The following is a 19,067-nucleotide window of genomic DNA, read 5'->3' on the forward strand; positions in this document are numbered from 1 at the left end:
ATTATGCATACAATAGAGAAACAAATGTCTACTTATTTCCCTTCTATTCCTCATTTATCAAGTGAGGATGCACAAGGACTTCAAATATATCGAATACATGATTTGGATAAAACCTATGTATTCCACTCTTATGACGAATTAGTTAAGTTTAAGCAACTTTTAACAGAGGAACAATATGCTATACTCAATTTTATTGGTGTTCATACATCCGTTCGGTTTAATCATTTATTATATCTATTTAAGAATAAATTTTCACGGAAGAAAATTAATAATGCACTTCAAGGATTACTTTACTATCAACTTATCGAAAAATGGCAAGTAGAAATTTTTGATATGGAAATCTTTGAAGAAACATATACCTTATCCAACAATGGATTTAAACTACTAAAATACTGGCAAGGAAATATGTTCTTCTTTGCCCCAGAGCGTCTTGACAATCATGGTAAATATATTCACCTGCGTTATTGGCATGATATAGACCTACTTTGCCATTTACGCTATGCTCCTTCATTTTTAGGGCATATTATGCATCCATCTATTAGTAAAGGGGTTTTTACCCCTTCTTTAAGTTTTATAGTAAATGGAGGAAAAGAACGTAAATTTAATTTTGTTGTATACTCCACCTTATTATCTGATCAAAAGGATCGATTAAAACGAATAATTGCTAGATGGAAGACTTTTGTAGAGTCAGGAAAAGATGTTATTATGCAGGACTTAGGGAATAACCCTACAATCTTAGTTATTTATGTTTCTACTAAAAAACAAGCAAAGCAAATTAATAATGAACTATTACTTGATTTAATTCCTGGTAAAGTATTGTTATGCATAGGAGAATCTTTACATTTTCAAGGATTACAACACGCTTTTTATCAACCTCTTGCAGAAGGGGAGATCAAACAATTAGATACAAAGCTATTTATAGAAAACTAAGCCACCTTACAAGCTTTCGCTTCAAGGTGGCTTGTTTATTTTATAATTAGCTTGGAATATTCAAAAAAACTTAACAAAATTAATAATCCTGTATCTACCTCTATACAAAGCAAGGATTTTGCGAAATAATATTCTTTGACACCTGTTAATAAAATAACATTATATACAAATATAGTTATTTCATTGGAGGAATATACAAGAAAGGAGTACTATATTGCTACGTATACAAAGAGGGTACATGTACGATCCTGATAATAATGAGGTAATAGTAAATGAAATTTTCTATGATGGTACATCAGAAAAAAAGTTAGGCAGTAAAATGGGGATATTTGATCCAGTTAAAGTACCTATTGCTATTTTTGAAAAGGTCCAGGAAAACGAAAGTATGACCTATATGGAAAATGTTGAAGTAGAAGAAAAAAATATTAAGGAAATACTTTGTTATTTAGTTCAAAATCAAAAGCCCGAAAAACTATATTTTGAAATACAGTACATGAAGTAACACCAGGGCCTGAATATAAGAGGGGATTTATAGCAGGGGAATCAGGGGCATTATTATACAATACATGTGGGATCTGCATATAAACTTCCTTCTTATCCCTGTTCTATTGAAAACAATTGAATATAATATAAAAATGGTTTAATATAAATCTATATTTATTGTTTAATTGATTCCGTCTATTCCCACGCCCTATGTGTTGTGGTTGAGTTTTAGAAACAAGTTATATTTTTGTTTCAATTATGAAAGGGCTTCTTTGAGCCGATTAGTGTATATATAGCCTATTTTGCTATGCACATTTTAATCGACTTGAAGAAGTCCTTTTTGTGTTGTCTTCAAGTTAGGAATCACTTATACATAAACCTTTAGGACTAAAAGTATGCTAAATGAGAAAGAATAAATTTTGTGTTTTTTGTTTAATTTAGGGGAGAGATTATATGAATTTTTACAGAGTATAGCATAAAAAATATGGATAAAACGCACATATTTCGTGCTTTTTATTTAGAAAAGAGGATATTTATGATGAAATATGTACATGCAATTACTTTAGATAAGCCAACATTATCAATAGGGGAAATCATTTAAAACTTTCAAAAGAAAAAAATTAATTAACACGTTAAAAGTTATGAACTTACTATCTATAAAAGCAAACCTTTATCGCCTCTTTATATTGTTGAAAACTTCAAAATTTGACGATGAAGTAAGATAATAAGTATTAATTCATAATGGCATTCGGAAGGGAAGAACAAGGGAATTTAAATATGTAAAGTACTTGTTGCAATGCTAAAAGCACAAGGAATTAGAGTATGAAACTTGAGAGGAGTTATATAATATGATTACAGTTAATCGGGGATACATGTATGATCCGGAAGATAATAAAATTTTAATTACCGAGATTTATTATGAAGCTGCTACAGATACTAAATTAGGAAGTAAAATGGATAGCTTATCTTACACAATTATACCTAATGAAATTAAAGAAAAAATAGAAGCAACTGCTTCATTATCCTATATGGAAAGATTTGAGATGTCTCAGCAATTAGCTGTCGTATATCAAAATGAACTTAACATGTATGGAAAACCTGAAAAATTGTACTTTGAATATACAATTTTGTAAGGGACTAGAAGACATTGAACTTATTGGTTCAATGTCTTTTTTTAATAAACTACAGAAAAAAATGAATAGGATATAATTTATCAGTTACTAGGCGGAAAAGGGTTTTATGAGCGTAGTATCAACCGATGAATCGGTATAATCGTAGAAAATATGAGCGTGTATCAATTAGAAAACACTCAATTACAACATAAGTTAATGCCAACAAACGTGTGTAATATCGTTCTTAAATACTATTAATTTAAGAATTATAACATTATTTTTATATTTAAATATTTAAAAAGTCTGTCACGAAATATTCAGATTTATAGAGTTGCCATTTACATATGATTCCATTTATTATAATTATTGAGCCGGCTCCAAATAATGGAAAAATACTGGTATACCAAAGTAATTTTCCATCGATATCAATTTATTTTATATCAGGATCAACTTTCATTTTATTTTATATGAAAACATAGCAATTATAAAAGAGGGGGATTTGAAAATGGAAAATAAATCTTTTAAAATTCGTTCGGTTAATGAAAACGATCAGTTATGGACAAAATTAGCTGATCAAATGGAAACACTAGAAAATCGAGATGAAATGGCATGCTTCAATTGCTCAATTTGCTGTGATAATTGCTGCTTTAATTGCTGCTTCCAAGTCTAATTTATACTTACAGTAATAACTAAACAAACAAAATGCTTATATCTTTTAATAAATTTAGGTGCTAAATTCAATATTTTCTGTTCTTGCTAGGCAAGAACAGAAAATATTTATACGAGGGTGATTTTATGATTATTAACAAGTATCATTTACGATATCCTTTAGAAGAGGAAGTTCTAATGATTAATACCTTAACTGGTGCTGTAGATTTTTTTTCTCATGACTTAATCAACCTAATCGATAAATTACCATATACAGATTATAAAAAATTAACTGATGAAGAAAAAGAAGCTACTAAAATTTTAATTGATAGAGGTTACATATTTAAGAACGCAGAGGATCGAGATCATAGATTATGGCAGGCTAAAAATATTGTGGATGCCGGAAATGAAATGCAATATGTTATTTGTCCTACATATACCTGTAACTTCCGTTGCCCATATTGTTTTGAAAGCCATAGCCTTCATGAGAAAATAACAACTTTAACCGAGGAACAACTTCAAGCAGCTATGCAAGCCATAGACATCTTTCATAAAGAAAGTGGTTATAAAATCGGTATGATTAACCTTTTTGGAGGAGAACCCCTCCTTCCTTTTACCCAAAATATAGTCAAACAAATCTGTGAAGAAGCTGTTAAGCGTAACTTCAAAATCGGTTGCAATACGAATGGCTATCACCTTTCTTCCTTTGTAGAAATTTTTCAAAACTACCGTGATCGAATGAGTATTATGATTACAGTTGATGGACCAAAGAATATTCATGATCAACGACGTATAATGACGGGAGGTCAAGGGACATTTGATCAAATTCAAAAAGGTATTTGTGATTCACTTAATCATGGTATTCGTACCATTGTAAGAGTCAATATAGACCAAACGAATATTGATTATGTTCCACTTCTTGTAGACTATTACAAACAAAACAAGTTATTTGAAGATGAAAATTTGTCGATTTCTTTTTCGCCTGTCACAGATCATACATGTAAAGGCCTAGGCGAAGACTTAATGAAGGGTTATGAAATCGTAAAAAAATTACAAAGAGATATCCCTGATTTTGAAAAATTAGAAAACCAAAAATCTCTTAACTTCGGAGCCGATATGTATCGTTTCTTTAAGCCAATTATGCAATTAGATTCGGAATTAAAAAATAAAATTGAAATGGTTGTACCAAATATAGTTTATTGTGAATCTGCTGAAGGGAAACGAGTTGTATTTGGACCAGATAACCATATATATGCTTGTCCTGATTTAGTTGGACAACCAGATTTCAAAATTGGAGATTATTTCCCTAAATTCTCTCGCCAAGATTGGAAGTGGGAAAAGTGGAAACAATTCAACTCCTTTACCATTCCACAATGTAAATCTTGTGCTTCATCTCCTATTTGCGGAGGAGGGTGTGCTGCTGAAGCCCTTATAGTTCATGGGAATTTGAATCAACCAAATTGTCCACAAACAGATACACAGGTTTTCGAATATTTAAATAGCATTAAAGAAGAGATTTTGATATAAGGAGAGGAACTAAGCTATGATAGCAAGTACCTATAATTCAACGTATAAATTATCCGATGGAAATTACGTTCTAATCAATTCACTAAGTGGCGCACTCGATGTAATTAATACGGACATAAAAAAGGTTTTAGATGATATTAAGCGTAATAAAAAGTTAACTCTTTATCCTGAACTAGAAGAACTTCTCTCATTTTTAACAAAACGTGGCTATCTTTTTAAAGACCGTGATGAAGAATTAAATAAACTTACTATTATTCGCGATCGAATGACGGAATCTTTAGCAAATAGTAATTCCGGAGTTACATTTAACGTATGCACAACATATATGTGCAACCTTAGATGCCCTTATTGTTACCAAGGTCATGAAATACATAAAATTTCACATGCTCTAAGCCCTGCAGAGGTAGATAAAATGTTCCAAGCAGTAGATAACATCCTATCTATGGAACATGAACGTGGTCGATTTGAGAATGCAACTCATCGCATGATGTTATATGGTGGTGAACCATTACTTCCAACAACTCGAAAAACAGTTGAACAGGTTGTTAAACGTGGAGTAGAAGAATATGGATTTCGTATGTACGCCATCACAAATGGGACATTCTTACATGAATTTATAGATTTTCTAGAGCCTTACAAAGAGAACTGGGACTATTTTCAAATTTCTATTGATGGACCGAAACATATTCATGATCAAAGACGTATTACAGCTGGTGGCACAGGAACATTCGATCGAATTGCTGCTAATATTTCACTGGCATTAGAGCGTGGTTTTGCAGTAGGATTACGTACCAATGTGAATAAAGATAATCTTCCATATGTAAAGGAATTAGCTACCTTTATAGAAGATCAAAATTGGAATACTTATCCTAATTTTGGTTGGCAGGTATCTCCTGTTACTGATCATTATGGAGATGATCTACCAAATCACCTTCCAGAGCATGAATTACTCGCAGAGATTTATAATATTTTTGGAGATTTAGAAGAATTCATGGATAAGTTTAACGCAAAACTTGGTACAGACCTTAACATTCGTACTTCTAGGATCCGTCAAGCCATACGCACTTTTGACTGGGAGAAGGTAAGTGAACTTGATTCCTGTCCTCCTGTCATGCATAGCTTACCCTATTTCAAAGAATGTAGTGCACGAGAACACCGTTTCTATGCATTTGGTGCAGAAGGTTTAATATATGCTTGTCCTGAGGCAGTAGGTAAGCCCGAAACCGCAGTGGGTTCCTTTTTTCCTGAATACAATTTAGACGCTGATAAGCATGCTATTTGGGATCAAGACATCACTAATTCAGAACAGTGTAGTAGTTGTAGTATCTCACTATTTTGTGGTGGTGGATGTGCTTATGCTAATTTAATGCGCAATGGTGCTATTAATAAACCTTACTGTAATTATTCACATCAAACCATTTCGACTTATATTAAGAAAAATGAAAATGCCTTTTTAGAACTAATTAAATAGAAGGATTTAACTCCACAAATACTTTTACCATTGTGGAGTTAATTTCTCTTAAAGGATGTGATTAATTTGACAGCATCACAAAACTCCTTTCCCAAGCTAATTCCATTTAAAGTTTATAATATGGATGTTTGGGAAGAGGGACCTCGTTATTTAATAAAATTTAATAACGGATTACAGTTAAAAGTCACTGAATCACTGAGAAATTTATTCAATTATATGGATGGAACTACATCCATAGAGGATATATGTACAATGGTACAGAAGAACCATGATGGCAACATTACTATAAGCGAATTAACAGAACTTATAAATGAACATCTATTACCAAAAGGAATTTTAGTTGGTTCTGAAAAAAAGGCGTCTCATCACTCTGCAATTACATTTAGAATAGCAGTATTCCACGCCTCGCACTTAAAAAAAGTCTCCAAGTATTTCGAATTTCTTTACTCTTGGGGAGTCTTGTTTTTATTCAGTATTTGCTTCACTATAAGCCTGATTCATTATTTTCTTCAGACAAATACAGAAGATATAGCGAATACATTTGGGTCAATTTATAAATTTTCTATTGCAATTTTACTGCTATTATTCTCTTTGATTATCCATGAATTTGGTCATATAGTCGCTGCTTATCGATATAAAATACAGCCGAGAGATGTGGGAGTTGGTCTGTATATGATGCGACCTGTTTTATTTGTCGATCTAAGCGATACTTGGCGATTGCCAAGAGGACAGAGAGTAGTTATTGACCTTGGTGGTATTTATTTTGAATTATGGATATTTATATTTTTTGAGTTACTTTATTTTATTTCAGGATATCAAGGATTCTTTGTAGCAAATCAATTCATACTTATTACTGTTCTATATAATTTATATCCATTTTTACAATACGATGGATTTTGGGTCCTTACTGATGCTCTAGGAATTGCAAACTTACATACTAGAACTTTTCAACTTGTAAAAAGTGGTTTACTAGGATACCTTTTTTTAAAATCTGATTATAAAGAACAATTTAATGATACAATTAAAAAGATGAACAAGCACTATAAAATTGCATTTCTTACATATGCTAGTATATATTTTGGTTCAGTTATCACGGCCATCTGGTTCATTCTTCGATATACCTTCTATTTATTTAAGTCACTAGACTCGTTCACATGGGGAAATGCAAAAGGTGCCATTATTGTAATAATTATAGTTTTGATTAGAACTATAATTGTTCTTACATTAAAATTTAATAGGTCTGGGGGGGAAAAGGATGCTAAGCAAACAAGCCATCCTTCAAGTAGAAAAAATAAAAAAATCTTATGAAACCGAAGCAGGTACAATCCAAATTTTAAAAGGTCTTAGTACTCAATTTTATTCTGGAGAGATGGTTAGTATTATTGGTCCTAGTGGAAGTGGAAAATCCACACTACTTGGAATACTGGGATCATTGGATACACCTACCGAAGGACGTATTATTATTGAACAACAAGATATTACCTCCATGTCAGAAGAAAAGCTAGCTGATTTCCGTGCCAAAAAAATTGGTTTTGTTTTTCAATCATATAATTTAGTCACAACAATGACTGCTCAAGAAAATGTTATGATGGCACTTATGTGCGCTGGGGTAAGAAGCCAAAAAGAATTGATAACAAGGTCTAGGAAAATGTTGGACCTTGTTGGGATGAAAGAGCGATATCACCATTTACCAAGTCAGCTATCTGGGGGACAACAGCAGCGTGTAGCAATTGCTCGTGCATTAGTAAATAATCCAACCATTGTTATTGCTGATGAACCCACTGGGAACTTAGATTCAAAAACAGGAAAAAATATTTTGGACTTAATTTTTCAGCTACGTGATCAACTTCAGATGACATTTATTATCGCTACACATGATACGCATGTGGCAAAACTTTCAGATCGTGTTTTAAAAATGGAAGATGGTCTCCTAGTTCAAGAAACCCTTAACAACCATACAAAATCTAGTGAACAAGAAGGTGGCATAACATCATGCTACTAAAATCTGCACTACGTAGTTTAACACGTAATCGTTTAAGAACTTTTTTTACGGTGTTCAGTATTTTAATAGGGGTCGCTAGTTTCTTTTCTATGTCTATGTTGGTAGAGCTAGTTCCTCGATCTATTCACGAATCTTCTAAAATTCTTTTAGGAGGGGATGTGTCAGTCCAATCCTATTTAAAACCGATGGATCGTGAAACCCTTATTTCTTCTATACCTAAAGAAGAACAAAAAGCGCTCACAACTTCTTTACTAGGTCAAAGTATGGTCAAATCTGATCAAAAAACAACAAGCTTAATCGTAAAAGGAATTGAAACGAATCACTATCCTTTCTTCGGTGACAATCTGTTTCCTAAGATTCGTACTTTACATAAAGATGAACTACTACTCTCCAAAAATACAGCTGACCGTTTGCAAGTCAAAATAGGAGATCGAGTAGAGATTCCTAATCGTTCTACTGGGGCAATGACCTCTTATAAAATCAGTGGTTTAGTAGAAGGTGTCCAAGAATCCTATGGCGATGCTTCAATTTTTGGAACTGCCTATTTACATTTAGATCAAGTACAGCAACTCTTAAATGTACCTACAGGCACAATTAATGAAGCATTAATCTTATTAAATGAAAATGTTAATACTACTTCTTTTAAAAAGAATATCCAAAAACAATTACCACAAAGTAGCGTAATAGATATTCAGGATAAAGAGCTAGAGAGACAAAAAGATTTACGGATGTTGTTACCATTTCTTCAACTTTTCAGTGTATTAGCTCTTGGAATTGCTGCTATTACTACTTCTAACACAATGAAAGTCATTATTGCTTCACGTACGCATGATATCGCTGTTATGAAGTCAGTAGGAATGAAAACTAAATATATTATTCGATATTTTCTATTAGAAGCATTATGGCTAGCGATTCTCGGAACAGTTGGTGGGATTGTACTTGGCTTATTAGCTAGCGTTTGGTTAACTTCATATCTAGCAGACGTGCTTTCACTACCTCTACATTGGGGAATTTCATGGTCTGTAATTTTCACAACAATTATTGTGGGATTAATTGTAACCTTCATAGCTTCTTGGATACCAGTAAAAAGTGGCATGCGTGTATCACCACTTCAAATGTTACGTGATACTGAGAATACAAGTGTGAATTATACTTTACCATTTAAAAAGAAATTTCAACTTTTTATATTTATTTGTGGTGTTCTTTCTATTTATGTTTATAATATAACTTTTACAACAAATACAAATGGCAACGCCATCTTTAAGTGGTTTCTTGCTTTTTTACTTACAACTGCAGTTCTATTGTTTATTTTTGCTTTTGTCCGTTTTATAGGATTTATATATTCTTTATTATTTAAATTAATTGGTGCTATGAAAAACATAATGCCACAAGCTCTATTCCTTGCTTTACACAACATGGCTACTACAAGTAAACGAAGTGGTTTATTGGCAGTTACTTTAACTATTGGTGTTGTTTCTGTTGTCTCTAGCCATGTATTTGCAGACAATTTAATTGAATCAGTTCAAGGCCAATTAGAAAAAGAAGCAATGGGAAATCTTCTTATTACCAGTTCCATTCATGATGAAGAGAAAGTTGAAAAACAACTAAACTCTATAAAGGACATAAAAGGATGGAAAAAAGGGTATCAACTAGATGGAAGACTCCAAAATATTAACGGGGTAGAAGCAGCATCTATATTTACGAAGAATGCAAAAGATGATAAATTTTTTAGTTCAACTAAAATTTCTATAGAAGGCGTGGATACAACCCTTAATTCTAGAGCTTATACGATTTCTGAAGGACATGATTTATCTCTATCGGATGTAAAAGGGAAAAAAGCAGTTCTTTTGGACAGCTATAAGAAATTAGGTATGAAAATTGGCGATACAGTTGACATTCAAATTGGAAATGAATTAGTAAACTGCGAAATTATAGGTTTTTTTAAATCTGGTGTAGTTAAAACAGTTGGTATACGTATCCCAACTGAAACACTATCTACATATGGGAAACCAAGCCGAATTACTTATTCCTTAGATAGTGATCCTCAAAAAACCAATGCTATATTAACAAAATTAAATGAAAAGCTTCCTAGTTCAGCAATGGCATATTCAATTGCCGCTACAGCAATTGATAGTCTTCAGTATATTATTCAAATGCAAAGCGCTTTCTTCTCAATTGTAGCGCTGTTCGCATTTTTAACAGCTGTTCTTACAATTGGAAATCAAGTTGTCATTCGCTTAATGCAACAGACACGAGATGTTGCTATTATGAAAACAGTTGGTATGTCTTCTAGTAATTTGATGAAGTCCATCTTATTAGAAAATACGATTATCTCTTTATCAGCTGGATTAGTTGGTGCTGGAATTGCCCTAGCTTTTTCAGGCATCACTTTACGCTTCTTATTCCAAATGCCGATGAAAATAGATATGACTTGGTCCATTTTAGGCATACTCCTATCTGTTATAACAACCATAATTGTGGTATGGATAGCAGCAAAACAATCATTATCGGCTAAACCTATACACCTTTTACAAAATAAATAAAAACATAAACAAACGTATTTTGACTAGTCAAAATACGTTTGTTTATGTTCCTCACTATCTAAAAATTTATTGATTTAGCAAGTTGTCCGTACTAACCACAAAATAGCTTACATTTTTTTTGTAGTATCAAAGTTCGGTTCTTTATTCCTTAATTCCCAAGAAAATATCGCACCTCCTGTTATTACCAAATACTCGCCTAATTTGCTAAGGCTCAGACCGTTTCACCTCAAGTCGTATTATCTTTTGTATAATAACCTCAGACAAAGCCTTTGGCACATCTATTTCGTACACCCAACGATATGTTCCCCGAATAAAATTAAATGCCGCAAATAGGAGATTATTTGTATATTGTCAAGGCCTTACAGGTTCTGGAATAGTTTTATAGTATTTGTAGAACTGTTTCTTATCATATTCTCTCCACGAACTACTAACGTATTTCTAACAAACTGTATATGGCTCATATTAAGCGATACAAGCCCTTGTAAGGACAACCCATAGTTTACAACTAAATTTATTATACAAGCCTTTCTATCCATAATAAGAGGGCGATATTTAACTTGTCTTTCTGTTAATCCTTTTGTTAAAAGTATAGTTTGTTTTGATAGTTTTTCTTCTGATTCGGTAATAAAATCCTTATCACTTAGTGATTGATCAGGAATTAAGGAGAGGTGAAAATTATCTACTGAAGTATCTATCGCTAAAGACATGTTCCATTTATTTAAGAACGGCCATATTCAGTGCCTTGTTTTCTAGTTCATAGAAATACTCCTAATAATTTTCTTTAGGTAGTTCGCTCCATGATTTGATATGTAGGAGCTTCTCATTTGCCCTTAGTCACTTATAAAAACCTTTAATATGGTAAATATAACGTTCAATCCTAGATTGATTACGTCCATTTTCTGCTAAATAAGCAGAAAATGCCTCTAATGCTACTTCTAAACTAATACCTTTGTTTATTATAATTACTTAAATTCTTATCATATATTATAACAAAAAATAAGTGAAAGACCGGCTACCGCCCTTTGCTACGCTCGGTTGCTGGCATATAAAAAAGGAAAACGGACAAACAACCCTTTTCCTTTTTTATATGTTGTTTTTTATTTTCAATGACAAAAAGACAAATCTAGTCCTAATAAGGATTCGTAGATTTGTCCTTTTACATGGGAGTAATGATATGTTTAATTACCATTATTATAACGGTTTTTACAAATATTTTCAATTAGGTCTGACATCTTATTAATAATCATATTAGTAATAGTAAAATCTATTATAAATATATATCTTATATATTAAAAAGAAGTAAAGATAAAACTTTTATAGGCTATCAAAAATAGAGAAAAGACTTACTCTCACAAGGGGAAATTGGATATTAAAACGTAAAAAATCATAAATAGTAGAAAATGTATCCGTAGATTCAATAATTATTAGACTTTCAATTCTACAAAAAAGCAGAAAGAAAATTATATGTTTCTACATGAAATCGGAAAGAAATTGATACAAATCACTTTATATTTATTCAACTATGAAAATAAGCTTCATTTATTTTATTTTGGTAAACAACCAGTATGTAGCATCCAATTATCCATATTTTGTTCAGATAATGTAGCTATTTGTTTACATTACACAGTATTTACACATAACTCACATTATTATTGATGATTTTCATTAGATGAATTCAATAACATTAGTATCCCCAACAATATTGGTAAAATAATATTCACATTTGATCATATTTGTCCTCATATTCACTTTTTTATTAATATTCTTCTGATTTTGTATTTATAAATAGAGTAGTAGAAAAGGAGTATGAATGAAACAACTACGAATAGCCCTCCACTTTCGATTTTTTCAAAAATAGAGAGCTTGTTACTATCATCTTATTTCCATTGCGGTTAGCACCTGATCTGAAGCCGTTATTGTTACACCGGCACGCACTAAACGTTCGAAGATACGTATAAACTCTAGTAAATTAAACTGTTTTGGTAGCTCAATCACACGAAGTTGTTCTTGCGGTAGTTTATCAATTGCTTCAATAAACCATTCACGTACATGACTTGGAATTGTGCGTTCTTTATGGCCACGAACTTTTAGTTTTTCACGCATTTCAATTTCTAAAGCGATATATGCATGGGGATTCACTCCCTGATCATATGCATATTTCCTAAATAACGTTTCTTCCTGGTATTTTAGATAATTACGGTGATAAGATTCTTCTGTTACTGGTATCGCTCTAGTTAAATTTTAGAAATAACAACTTTTTTACAATTGGGGAAGTAAAAACTCTTAAGTTGATAGGGATGTATGGTGACTGCCTTGTATGTTATTCAAGGATAGTACTTTATATGAGTATGCAATTGTACATATTCATATAAAATACATAATACATAAAATCCCATAAAGTTATAGTAATAACATTTTTTTATATGATTTTTATTAAGATTCAATGATACCAAAAAATTTTATGTTTAATTATAGTAGTAAAATTATTTCACTTCATGAAGTGATAATAGTATAAAAACTTTTTAAATATAATTAGAAAAAAATCAAACATTTAATATCAGAAAATTTAAATATTATATATGCAATTTTCTAGTTTACTTATGAAAAACATAGTGATTAAAATGGGGGGGAAGTAAGGACCTTATATTCTATCAAAAGCAAATAAAAAACGAGATGCAATTACTCTTTTGAGAAAATTCTATTCTCAAGTGTGTCTGAAGAAATTCTAACGTTAGATTTTACAGCATATACGATTATAATCATAAAAAATAATAGTGAAGAGGTGTACGGAATGAAGGGCAAAATTATGGCAGGATTTTTAATAACATCAATTGTTACCGGGGCGAGTATTCCTATCAATACTCTCGCAACGCCAATTGTTCAGGCAGAAACAAAACAAGATAATATAGATATTTCCTCAGCATTACGAAAAATAGGTGCACACTCCAAGTTAACACAAACCTTTATCGATGGAGCTTTAGCAAGTCCGAATGTACAACTTGAAGAAGTTCCATCTTTAAATACAACTCAATTTCTAATTAAACAAGATATGAAAGAGTGGTCATCCGAACTTTATCCTAAATTAATTCTATTAAATTCAAAAAGTAAAGGATTTGTAACTAAATTTAATAGCTATTATCCAACATTAAAAGGATTTATAGATAATGGGGAAGATAAAGAAGGGGTTACAGATAGACTGGAAGTCCTTCAAGACATGACCATAACAAACCAAGAAAGTGTGCAACGTCAAATTAATGAGTTAACAGATCTAAAACTACAGGTAGATAAGAAGTTGAAAAATCTTGATACTGATGTGATAAAAGCACAGAGTGTCCTTAATTCAGAAGGAACAGGAAAAATAGATAAGTTAAAAAATGAAATGCTAGATACAAAAAAATCAATTCAAAATGATTTACAGCAAATAGCATTATTACCAGGGGCTTTAAATGAACAAGGGCTAAAGGTATTCCAAGAAATTTATAGTCTATCGAAAGATATCATTGAACCGGCTGCTCAAACAGCAGTAGTAGCGTATAACAAAGGAAAAGAAATAAACAATGCCATTTTAGACGCAGAGAAGAAAGCAGAGCAAGAAGCAAAAGAAAAGGGAAAATCAGCTATAGAAATTGAAGCTGCCAAAAAAGAAGCACGTGAAGCGATAGAAAAAAGTAAAAAAGGCGAAATCGCTGCAGCTGCAGTTACAAAAACGAAAGAGTATGATCTTATGAAAGTGATTGATCCTGAAAAAATTAAAAAAACATATAATACTTTTGCTGAAATTAATAAACTAACAGCAGAGCAACGTGCATATTTAAACGATTTAGAGAAACAAAATCAGAAATTATATGACTTAACAACTAAATTAACAGTAGCAGATTTACAAAAATCAATGATTCTTTTCATGCAAAATGATTTGCATACATTTGCTAACCAAGTAGATGGAGAAATTGAGCTAATGACACGTTACAAAGAGGATTTGGATCTAATAAATAATAGTATTACAAAATTATCGACTGAAGTTGATACCAATAACACTCAGTCTCAAAAGGATACATTAAGACGATTAAAAAGTGTAACAACTCAACTCGAAGAACAAGTTTATAAATTTTAATATTAAGAACATAGGTTTATCGAAAAGATTATAATGCAACTGAAAATAAGGAGGAGAATCATATGATGAAATTTCCATTTAAGGTCATAACTTTAGCCACTTTAGCAACGGTTATAACTGCTACGAATGGTAGTACTATTCATGCACTTGCACAAGAACAGACAGCTCAAGAACAGAAAATAGAAAATTATGCGTTAGGACCTGAAGGATTAAAGAAAGCGTTGGCTGCAACTGGCTCTCATATTCTTGTAATGGATTTGTACGCAAAAACTATGATTAAGCAACCGAATGTAAATTTATCCAACATTGAATTAGGTTCAGGAGGAGGAGAATTAATCAAAAATATCCACCTGAATCAGGAACTGTCACGAATCAATGCAAATTACTGGTTAGATACAGCGAAGCCAAACATTCAAAAAACAGCTCGTAATATTGTAAATTATGATGAGCAATTTCAAAATTATTACGACACATTAGTAGATACTGTAAAAAAGAAAGATAAGATGAGCCTTAAAGAAGGAATAGGGGATTTAATCGATACAATTCATACAAATTCAAATGAAGTTACTGACGTCATTAAGATGTTAGAGGCTTTCAAAACAAAGTTGTATACAAATACTGTAGATTTTAAAAATAATGTTGGTGGTCCAGATGGACAGGGAGGATTGACGGCTATATTAGCGGGAAAACAAGCACTAGTCCCACAACTTCAGGCCGAAATTGAGAATTTACGTTCTACACAGAAATCACATTTTGATAATGTATTAGCCTGGTCAATTGGCGGTGGACTAGGAGCAGCTATTTTAGTTATTGGAACGATTGCAGGAGCGGTAGTAATTGTTGTGACTGGTGGTACAGCTACACCAGCTGTTGTTGGCGGTCTTACAGCTCTAGGAGCAGCTGGTATCGGTTTAGGAACAGCAGCTGGTGTTGAGGCATCTAATCATATGAATTCTTATAATGAAATTTCGAATAAAATCGGAGAATTAAGTATGAAAGCTGATCTGGCTAATCAAGCGGTTATTTCACTTACTAATACGAAAGACACTCTAACATATTTGTATCAGACAGTGGATCAAGCAATAATGTCTCTAACAAGTATTCAGCAACAATGGAATAAAATGGGAGCTAATTATAAAGATTTATATGATAATATCGATCAAATGCAAGAACATAAACTTTCGTTAATACCTGACGATTTAAAAGCTGCTAAACAAAGTTGGAATGATATTCATAAGGACGCAGAATTCATTTCAAAAGACATTGCTTTTAAACAAGAAAAAACAAACTAAAAATTAATATATATTAATAGGAGGAATTAAAGTGAATAATAATTTTCCTTATAAACTACTTGCTGTATCGACGTTTTTAACCCTGACAACAACTACTGTAGTTTCCCCAGTAGCTGCTTTTGCAAGTGAAAGTAAAATAGAACAAACGAGTACTGAAGATATATCTCTTTCTGTAAACAGCGGAAAGATGAAAAAAGCTTTGCAAGATGCTGGGGTATTTGCAAAATCCATGAATGATTACTCTTATTTGTTAATTAATAATCCAGATGTTAACTTTGAAGGAATTGATATTAAAGGATATACAAATCTACCTAGTCAAATTGTACAAGATCAAAAGAATGCAAGAGAGCATGCTACAAAATGGGACGCGCACATAAAAAAACAACTTTTAGATACCCTGACAGGAATTGTAGAGTATGATACCACATTTGACAATTATTACGATACATTAGTAGAAGCAATTAATGAAGGAGATGCAGATACATTAAAAGAGGGCATTACAGATTTACAAGGTGAGATTAAACAAAACCAAGCATATACACAGAATTTAATACAAGAACTAGCTAAGTTAAGAGATAGTATTGGAGAAGATGTCCGAGCATTTGGAGGTCATAAAGATATCTTGCAATCGATTTTAAAAAATCAAGCATCTGGAATAGATGAAGATGAAAAACGCCTAAATGATGTTTTAGAGCAAATAAGACATTTTAAACAAGTAGAATCGGATGGAATAATAACTGTATCATATCCTTCAATCCCTACATGGATTGCTGGAGGTGTGATGATAGGAGTAGCAAGAAATAATTTAGGTACGTTAGAGCCGTTATTAGCGCAATTACGCCAAACCGTAGACTATAAAATAACATTAAATCGTGTAGTTGGAGTTGCGTATAATAATATTACTGAAATGCAAAATGCAATTGGATCAGCTATTAATGCTCTTACCTATATGTCAGCACAATGGCATGATTTAGATTCTCAATATTCAGGAGTGCTTAATCATATTGATAAAGCATCCCAAAAAGCAGATCAAAATAAATTTAAATTCTTAAAACCTAACCTGAATGCAGCGAAAGACAGCTGGAAAACATTAAGAGCAGATGCGTTTACATTGAAAGAAGGAATAAAAACATTAAAAATGGATCCTGTTTCTTCAAAAAAATAGGGAAGTACTGTTTTATTGTAAAGTTTTCTAAAATATAGAGACTTTAAAAACATACTGTTAAATTATTAAATGATTCGTTATATACTAAAAAGGTGGGGTTGTATCAAGAGCTTCACCTTTTTTTCTTGCATTGAAAATAAAGATAGTTTAATATACAGATATATTTATTGTTTAATTGATTCCGTTTATTCCCACACCTTTTTTGTGTTGTGGTTGAGTTGTAGAAGCAAGTTGCGTCTTATTTCAATTATGAAAGGGCTTCTTTGAGCCGATTAGTGTATATATAGCTTATTTTGCTATGCACATTTTTAATCGACTTGAAGAAGCCCTTTTTGTGTTGTCTTCAAGTTAGAAGTTATTATATAACCAGCACTTTAGGCGATTATTTTATTACCAAGGGGGAAACATCATGGAAAAATCACAAGTAAATTTACAAAATAATGTTCATTTACATGACATTGTTGAGGAAATTAAAGAACTAGCTAATCCTTTTATGGATCAGTTCTGTATCACTGCTACAGGCGCACAATCAAAACTTCAAAACGAAAGCTACGACATTTATGAATATTACTATTTCTGATTTAAGAGATTTAAAAGTAAGCTTAAGTCTCATTTATGCAGCAAGGAAACGAATGAACAGGATATGAGGTCTGTTCTTTTTTTATTACTTTTTGGAGGGGTTATTATGCAATTTACTATTAACCGTACATTATTTATCGAAAAATTAGAGAAAGCTAGTGTTACTGTAGACGTTAAAAACCCAATTCCCGCATTACAAGGTGTTTTATTAGATTGTAATTCAAAGGGAATGATTCTAATGGATTCAGACGGTACAGAAGCAGTAACATTAGTAACTCGCTTTAATGTAAACAGTGGGGATTGTACTGAACCGGGGAAGATGCTTTTTGCAGCTGCTCCGGTACTTAAAACGATTAAGAAATTCAAAAGTGAATTCATCGGTCTTGAACATAAAAACAACGAGCTAAAAATCTTAGAAAGTAAGAAGAAACAGCTCCAAGTCAATTAAGTTGTTCCGAATTAGCTGCTTCAGAACCACAGCGCGTTATTACAAACAAATTCGCTGCATTGTCTGTTTCATAGTTTGTTAATGAAATTTTTGATGAGGAGACCGTATCAAATCACTATATCATTTTCCAAGCTCAAAAAGATTTTATGAAAGCAGCGCCAATTGAAGAGTAATGATATAGGAGGGGACAAAATGCGAGTATATCAATTAGATTCCACTCAATTACAATGTACATTAACACCAACAAACAGGTGTGATGTTGTTCTACAATACTACCAATATAAACAGTATACCGTTGTATCTGTACTGGATTTATCCAAGCATGATTCTGAAATGATACCATTACTTCTGGCTTGTTTAGCAGAGGCTTTGATTCATTCTAATCCGGATTCTTTTTTAGCTAAGGATGATTCTGATCTCTTATATTGGTGTAGAAAGAACTTCAAAGGATTTCATAGTATTTCTGATGGTGGATTCTTGCGAGACTTCAAGCAGGTATACAAATGTTATCAAGCATTGCAAAACGTTGGAAAACCAGAAAACAATAAAAAAAAATATATAATAGCAGGGAGAAGAGAAACGCATGTATAATATACTTAAACGTCAATTTAATTACATTATCCGAGGGGTGATTCGGATTAACGAAGAGGTACAAAGGGAATTGGACCTATTGGTGCAAAAGATTCGTGAAACTGTATCTTCTGTCCAAAAAATCATCCTTTTTGGCTCTCATGCATATGGCACACCAAATGAAGA

At 32.1% G+C, this 19,067-nt stretch carries 13 protein-coding genes and 6 pseudogenes; 17 read left to right on the plus strand and 2 right to left on the minus strand.

The genetic code is table 11. The annotated features are described in order from the left end of the window. Positions 1-3: 3 nt before the first annotated feature. The 9 genes from C4S65_RS22990 to C4S65_RS23025 all read left to right on the plus strand — a co-directional run bounded on the left by C4S65_RS22990 (position 4) and on the right by C4S65_RS23025 (position 10,716). A complete protein-coding gene (locus C4S65_RS22990) occupies positions 4-930 on the plus strand; it encodes a hypothetical protein (protein WP_181032142.1) in 927 nt (308 codons plus the stop codon). A gap of 214 nt (positions 931-1,144) precedes the next feature. Further along, on the plus strand, positions 1,145-1,432 hold the full coding sequence (locus C4S65_RS22995) for a hypothetical protein (protein ID WP_002183131.1): 288 nt from the start codon (positions 1,145-1,147) through the stop codon (positions 1,430-1,432). 829 nt (positions 1,433-2,261) lie between these two features. Then, the gene (locus C4S65_RS23000; protein WP_098237160.1) at positions 2,262-2,546 is read left to right on the plus strand and encodes a hypothetical protein; all 285 of its coding nucleotides are present in this window, start codon (positions 2,262-2,264) and stop codon (positions 2,544-2,546) included. Between the two features lie 484 nt (positions 2,547-3,030). Beyond that, entirely contained in the window at positions 3,031-3,195 is a 165-nt protein-coding gene (locus tag C4S65_RS34585; protein ID WP_000428865.1) for a hypothetical protein, read from the plus strand. A 125-nt stretch (positions 3,196-3,320) separates the two neighbouring features. Continuing rightward, positions 3,321-4,700 (plus strand): radical SAM protein, encoded by a 1,380-nt coding sequence (locus tag C4S65_RS23005; RefSeq protein ID WP_103945492.1) that lies wholly within the window; start codon positions 3,321-3,323, stop codon positions 4,698-4,700. 16 nt (positions 4,701-4,716) lie between these two features. Continuing rightward, positions 4,717-6,171: a radical SAM protein gene (locus C4S65_RS23010; RefSeq protein ID WP_103945493.1), complete on the plus strand. Its 1,455-nt coding sequence runs from the start codon at positions 4,717-4,719 to the stop codon at positions 6,169-6,171. A 66-nt stretch (positions 6,172-6,237) separates the two neighbouring features. Continuing rightward, positions 6,238-7,479, plus strand: a complete 1,242-nt coding sequence (locus C4S65_RS23015; protein ID WP_098836876.1) for a peptidase — start codon at positions 6,238-6,240, stop codon at positions 7,477-7,479. Beyond that, positions 7,427-8,173 (plus strand): ABC transporter ATP-binding protein, encoded by a 747-nt coding sequence (locus C4S65_RS23020; protein ID WP_103945494.1) that lies wholly within the window; start codon positions 7,427-7,429, stop codon positions 8,171-8,173. Before C4S65_RS23015 ends, C4S65_RS23020 begins: the two co-directional genes overlap by 53 nt. Further along, positions 8,164-10,716 carry an FtsX-like permease family protein gene (locus tag C4S65_RS23025; protein ID WP_098237164.1) on the plus strand — a complete coding sequence of 851 codons (2,553 nt, stop codon included), beginning with the start codon at positions 8,164-8,166 and terminating at the stop codon, positions 10,714-10,716. Before C4S65_RS23020 ends, C4S65_RS23025 begins: the two co-directional genes overlap by 10 nt. A 210-nt stretch (positions 10,717-10,926) precedes the next feature. On the opposite strand, the pseudogene C4S65_RS35345 reads toward C4S65_RS23025, so the two are convergent. Further along, a pseudogene (locus C4S65_RS35345) lies at positions 10,927-11,673 on the minus strand (integrase); the annotation flags it as partial. A 915-nt stretch (positions 11,674-12,588) separates the two neighbouring features. Further along, positions 12,589-12,945, minus strand: a pseudogene (locus tag C4S65_RS23040) (hypothetical protein); the annotation flags it as partial. A gap of 562 nt (positions 12,946-13,507) precedes the next feature. Here C4S65_RS23040 and C4S65_RS23045 point away from each other — a divergent pair. From C4S65_RS23045 to C4S65_RS23080, 8 genes and pseudogenes are all read left to right on the plus strand, one after another. Further along, the gene (locus C4S65_RS23045) at positions 13,508-14,827 is read left to right on the plus strand and encodes an HBL/NHE enterotoxin family protein (RefSeq protein ID WP_103945495.1); all 1,320 of its coding nucleotides are present in this window, start codon (positions 13,508-13,510) and stop codon (positions 14,825-14,827) included. 62 nt (positions 14,828-14,889) lie between these two features. Next, positions 14,890-16,119: an HBL/NHE enterotoxin family protein gene (locus C4S65_RS23050; RefSeq protein WP_103945496.1), complete on the plus strand. Its 1,230-nt coding sequence runs from the start codon at positions 14,890-14,892 to the stop codon at positions 16,117-16,119. A 31-nt stretch (positions 16,120-16,150) separates the two neighbouring features. Then, positions 16,151-17,284 carry an HBL/NHE enterotoxin family protein gene (locus tag C4S65_RS23055; protein ID WP_103945497.1) on the plus strand — a complete coding sequence of 378 codons (1,134 nt, stop codon included), beginning with the start codon at positions 16,151-16,153 and terminating at the stop codon, positions 17,282-17,284. 409 nt (positions 17,285-17,693) lie between these two features. Further along, positions 17,694-17,910 (plus strand): annotated as a pseudogene (locus tag C4S65_RS23060) (hypothetical protein); the annotation flags it as partial. Positions 17,911-17,969: 59 nt separating this feature from the next. Beyond that, positions 17,970-18,296, plus strand: a pseudogene (locus C4S65_RS23065) (DNA polymerase III subunit beta); the annotation flags it as partial. Continuing rightward, positions 18,287-18,484, plus strand: a pseudogene (locus C4S65_RS35350) (thiamine biosynthesis protein ThiF); the annotation flags it as partial. The pseudogenes C4S65_RS23065 and C4S65_RS35350, both read left to right, overlap by 10 nt. Before the next feature lie 19 nt (positions 18,485-18,503). Then, positions 18,504-18,902 carry a hypothetical protein gene (locus C4S65_RS23075; protein ID WP_103945499.1) on the plus strand — a complete coding sequence of 133 codons (399 nt, stop codon included), beginning with the start codon at positions 18,504-18,506 and terminating at the stop codon, positions 18,900-18,902. Further along, positions 18,895-19,067: pseudogene (locus tag C4S65_RS23080) on the plus strand (nucleotidyltransferase domain-containing protein); the annotation flags it as partial. The gene C4S65_RS23075 and the pseudogene C4S65_RS23080, both read left to right, overlap by 8 nt.

It is taken from the genome of Bacillus sp. ok061 (assembly GCF_900108285.1).
GTDB lineage: Bacteria > Bacillota > Bacilli > Bacillales > Bacillaceae_G > Bacillus_A > Bacillus_A thuringiensis_S.

Coding starts and splice junctions, on each gene's coding strand:
- C4S65_RS22990 (WP_181032142.1), top strand. CDS start 4: ATGCATACAATAGAGAAACAAATGTCTACTTATTTCCCTTCTATTCCT.
- C4S65_RS23000 (WP_098237160.1), top strand. CDS start 2,262: ATGATTACAGTTAATCGGGGATACATGTATGATCCGGAAGATAATAAA.
- C4S65_RS34585 (WP_000428865.1), top strand. CDS start 3,031: ATGGAAAATAAATCTTTTAAAATTCGTTCGGTTAATGAAAACGATCAG.
- C4S65_RS23005 (WP_103945492.1), top strand. CDS start 3,321: ATGATTATTAACAAGTATCATTTACGATATCCTTTAGAAGAGGAAGTT.
- C4S65_RS23010 (WP_103945493.1), top strand. CDS start 4,717: ATGATAGCAAGTACCTATAATTCAACGTATAAATTATCCGATGGAAAT.
- C4S65_RS23020 (WP_103945494.1), top strand. CDS start 7,427: ATGCTAAGCAAACAAGCCATCCTTCAAGTAGAAAAAATAAAAAAATCT.
- C4S65_RS23025 (WP_098237164.1), top strand. CDS start 8,164: ATGCTACTAAAATCTGCACTACGTAGTTTAACACGTAATCGTTTAAGA.
- C4S65_RS23045 (WP_103945495.1), top strand. CDS start 13,508: ATGAAGGGCAAAATTATGGCAGGATTTTTAATAACATCAATTGTTACC.
- C4S65_RS23050 (WP_103945496.1), top strand. CDS start 14,890: ATGATGAAATTTCCATTTAAGGTCATAACTTTAGCCACTTTAGCAACG.
- C4S65_RS23075 (WP_103945499.1), top strand. CDS start 18,504: ATGCGAGTATATCAATTAGATTCCACTCAATTACAATGTACATTAACA.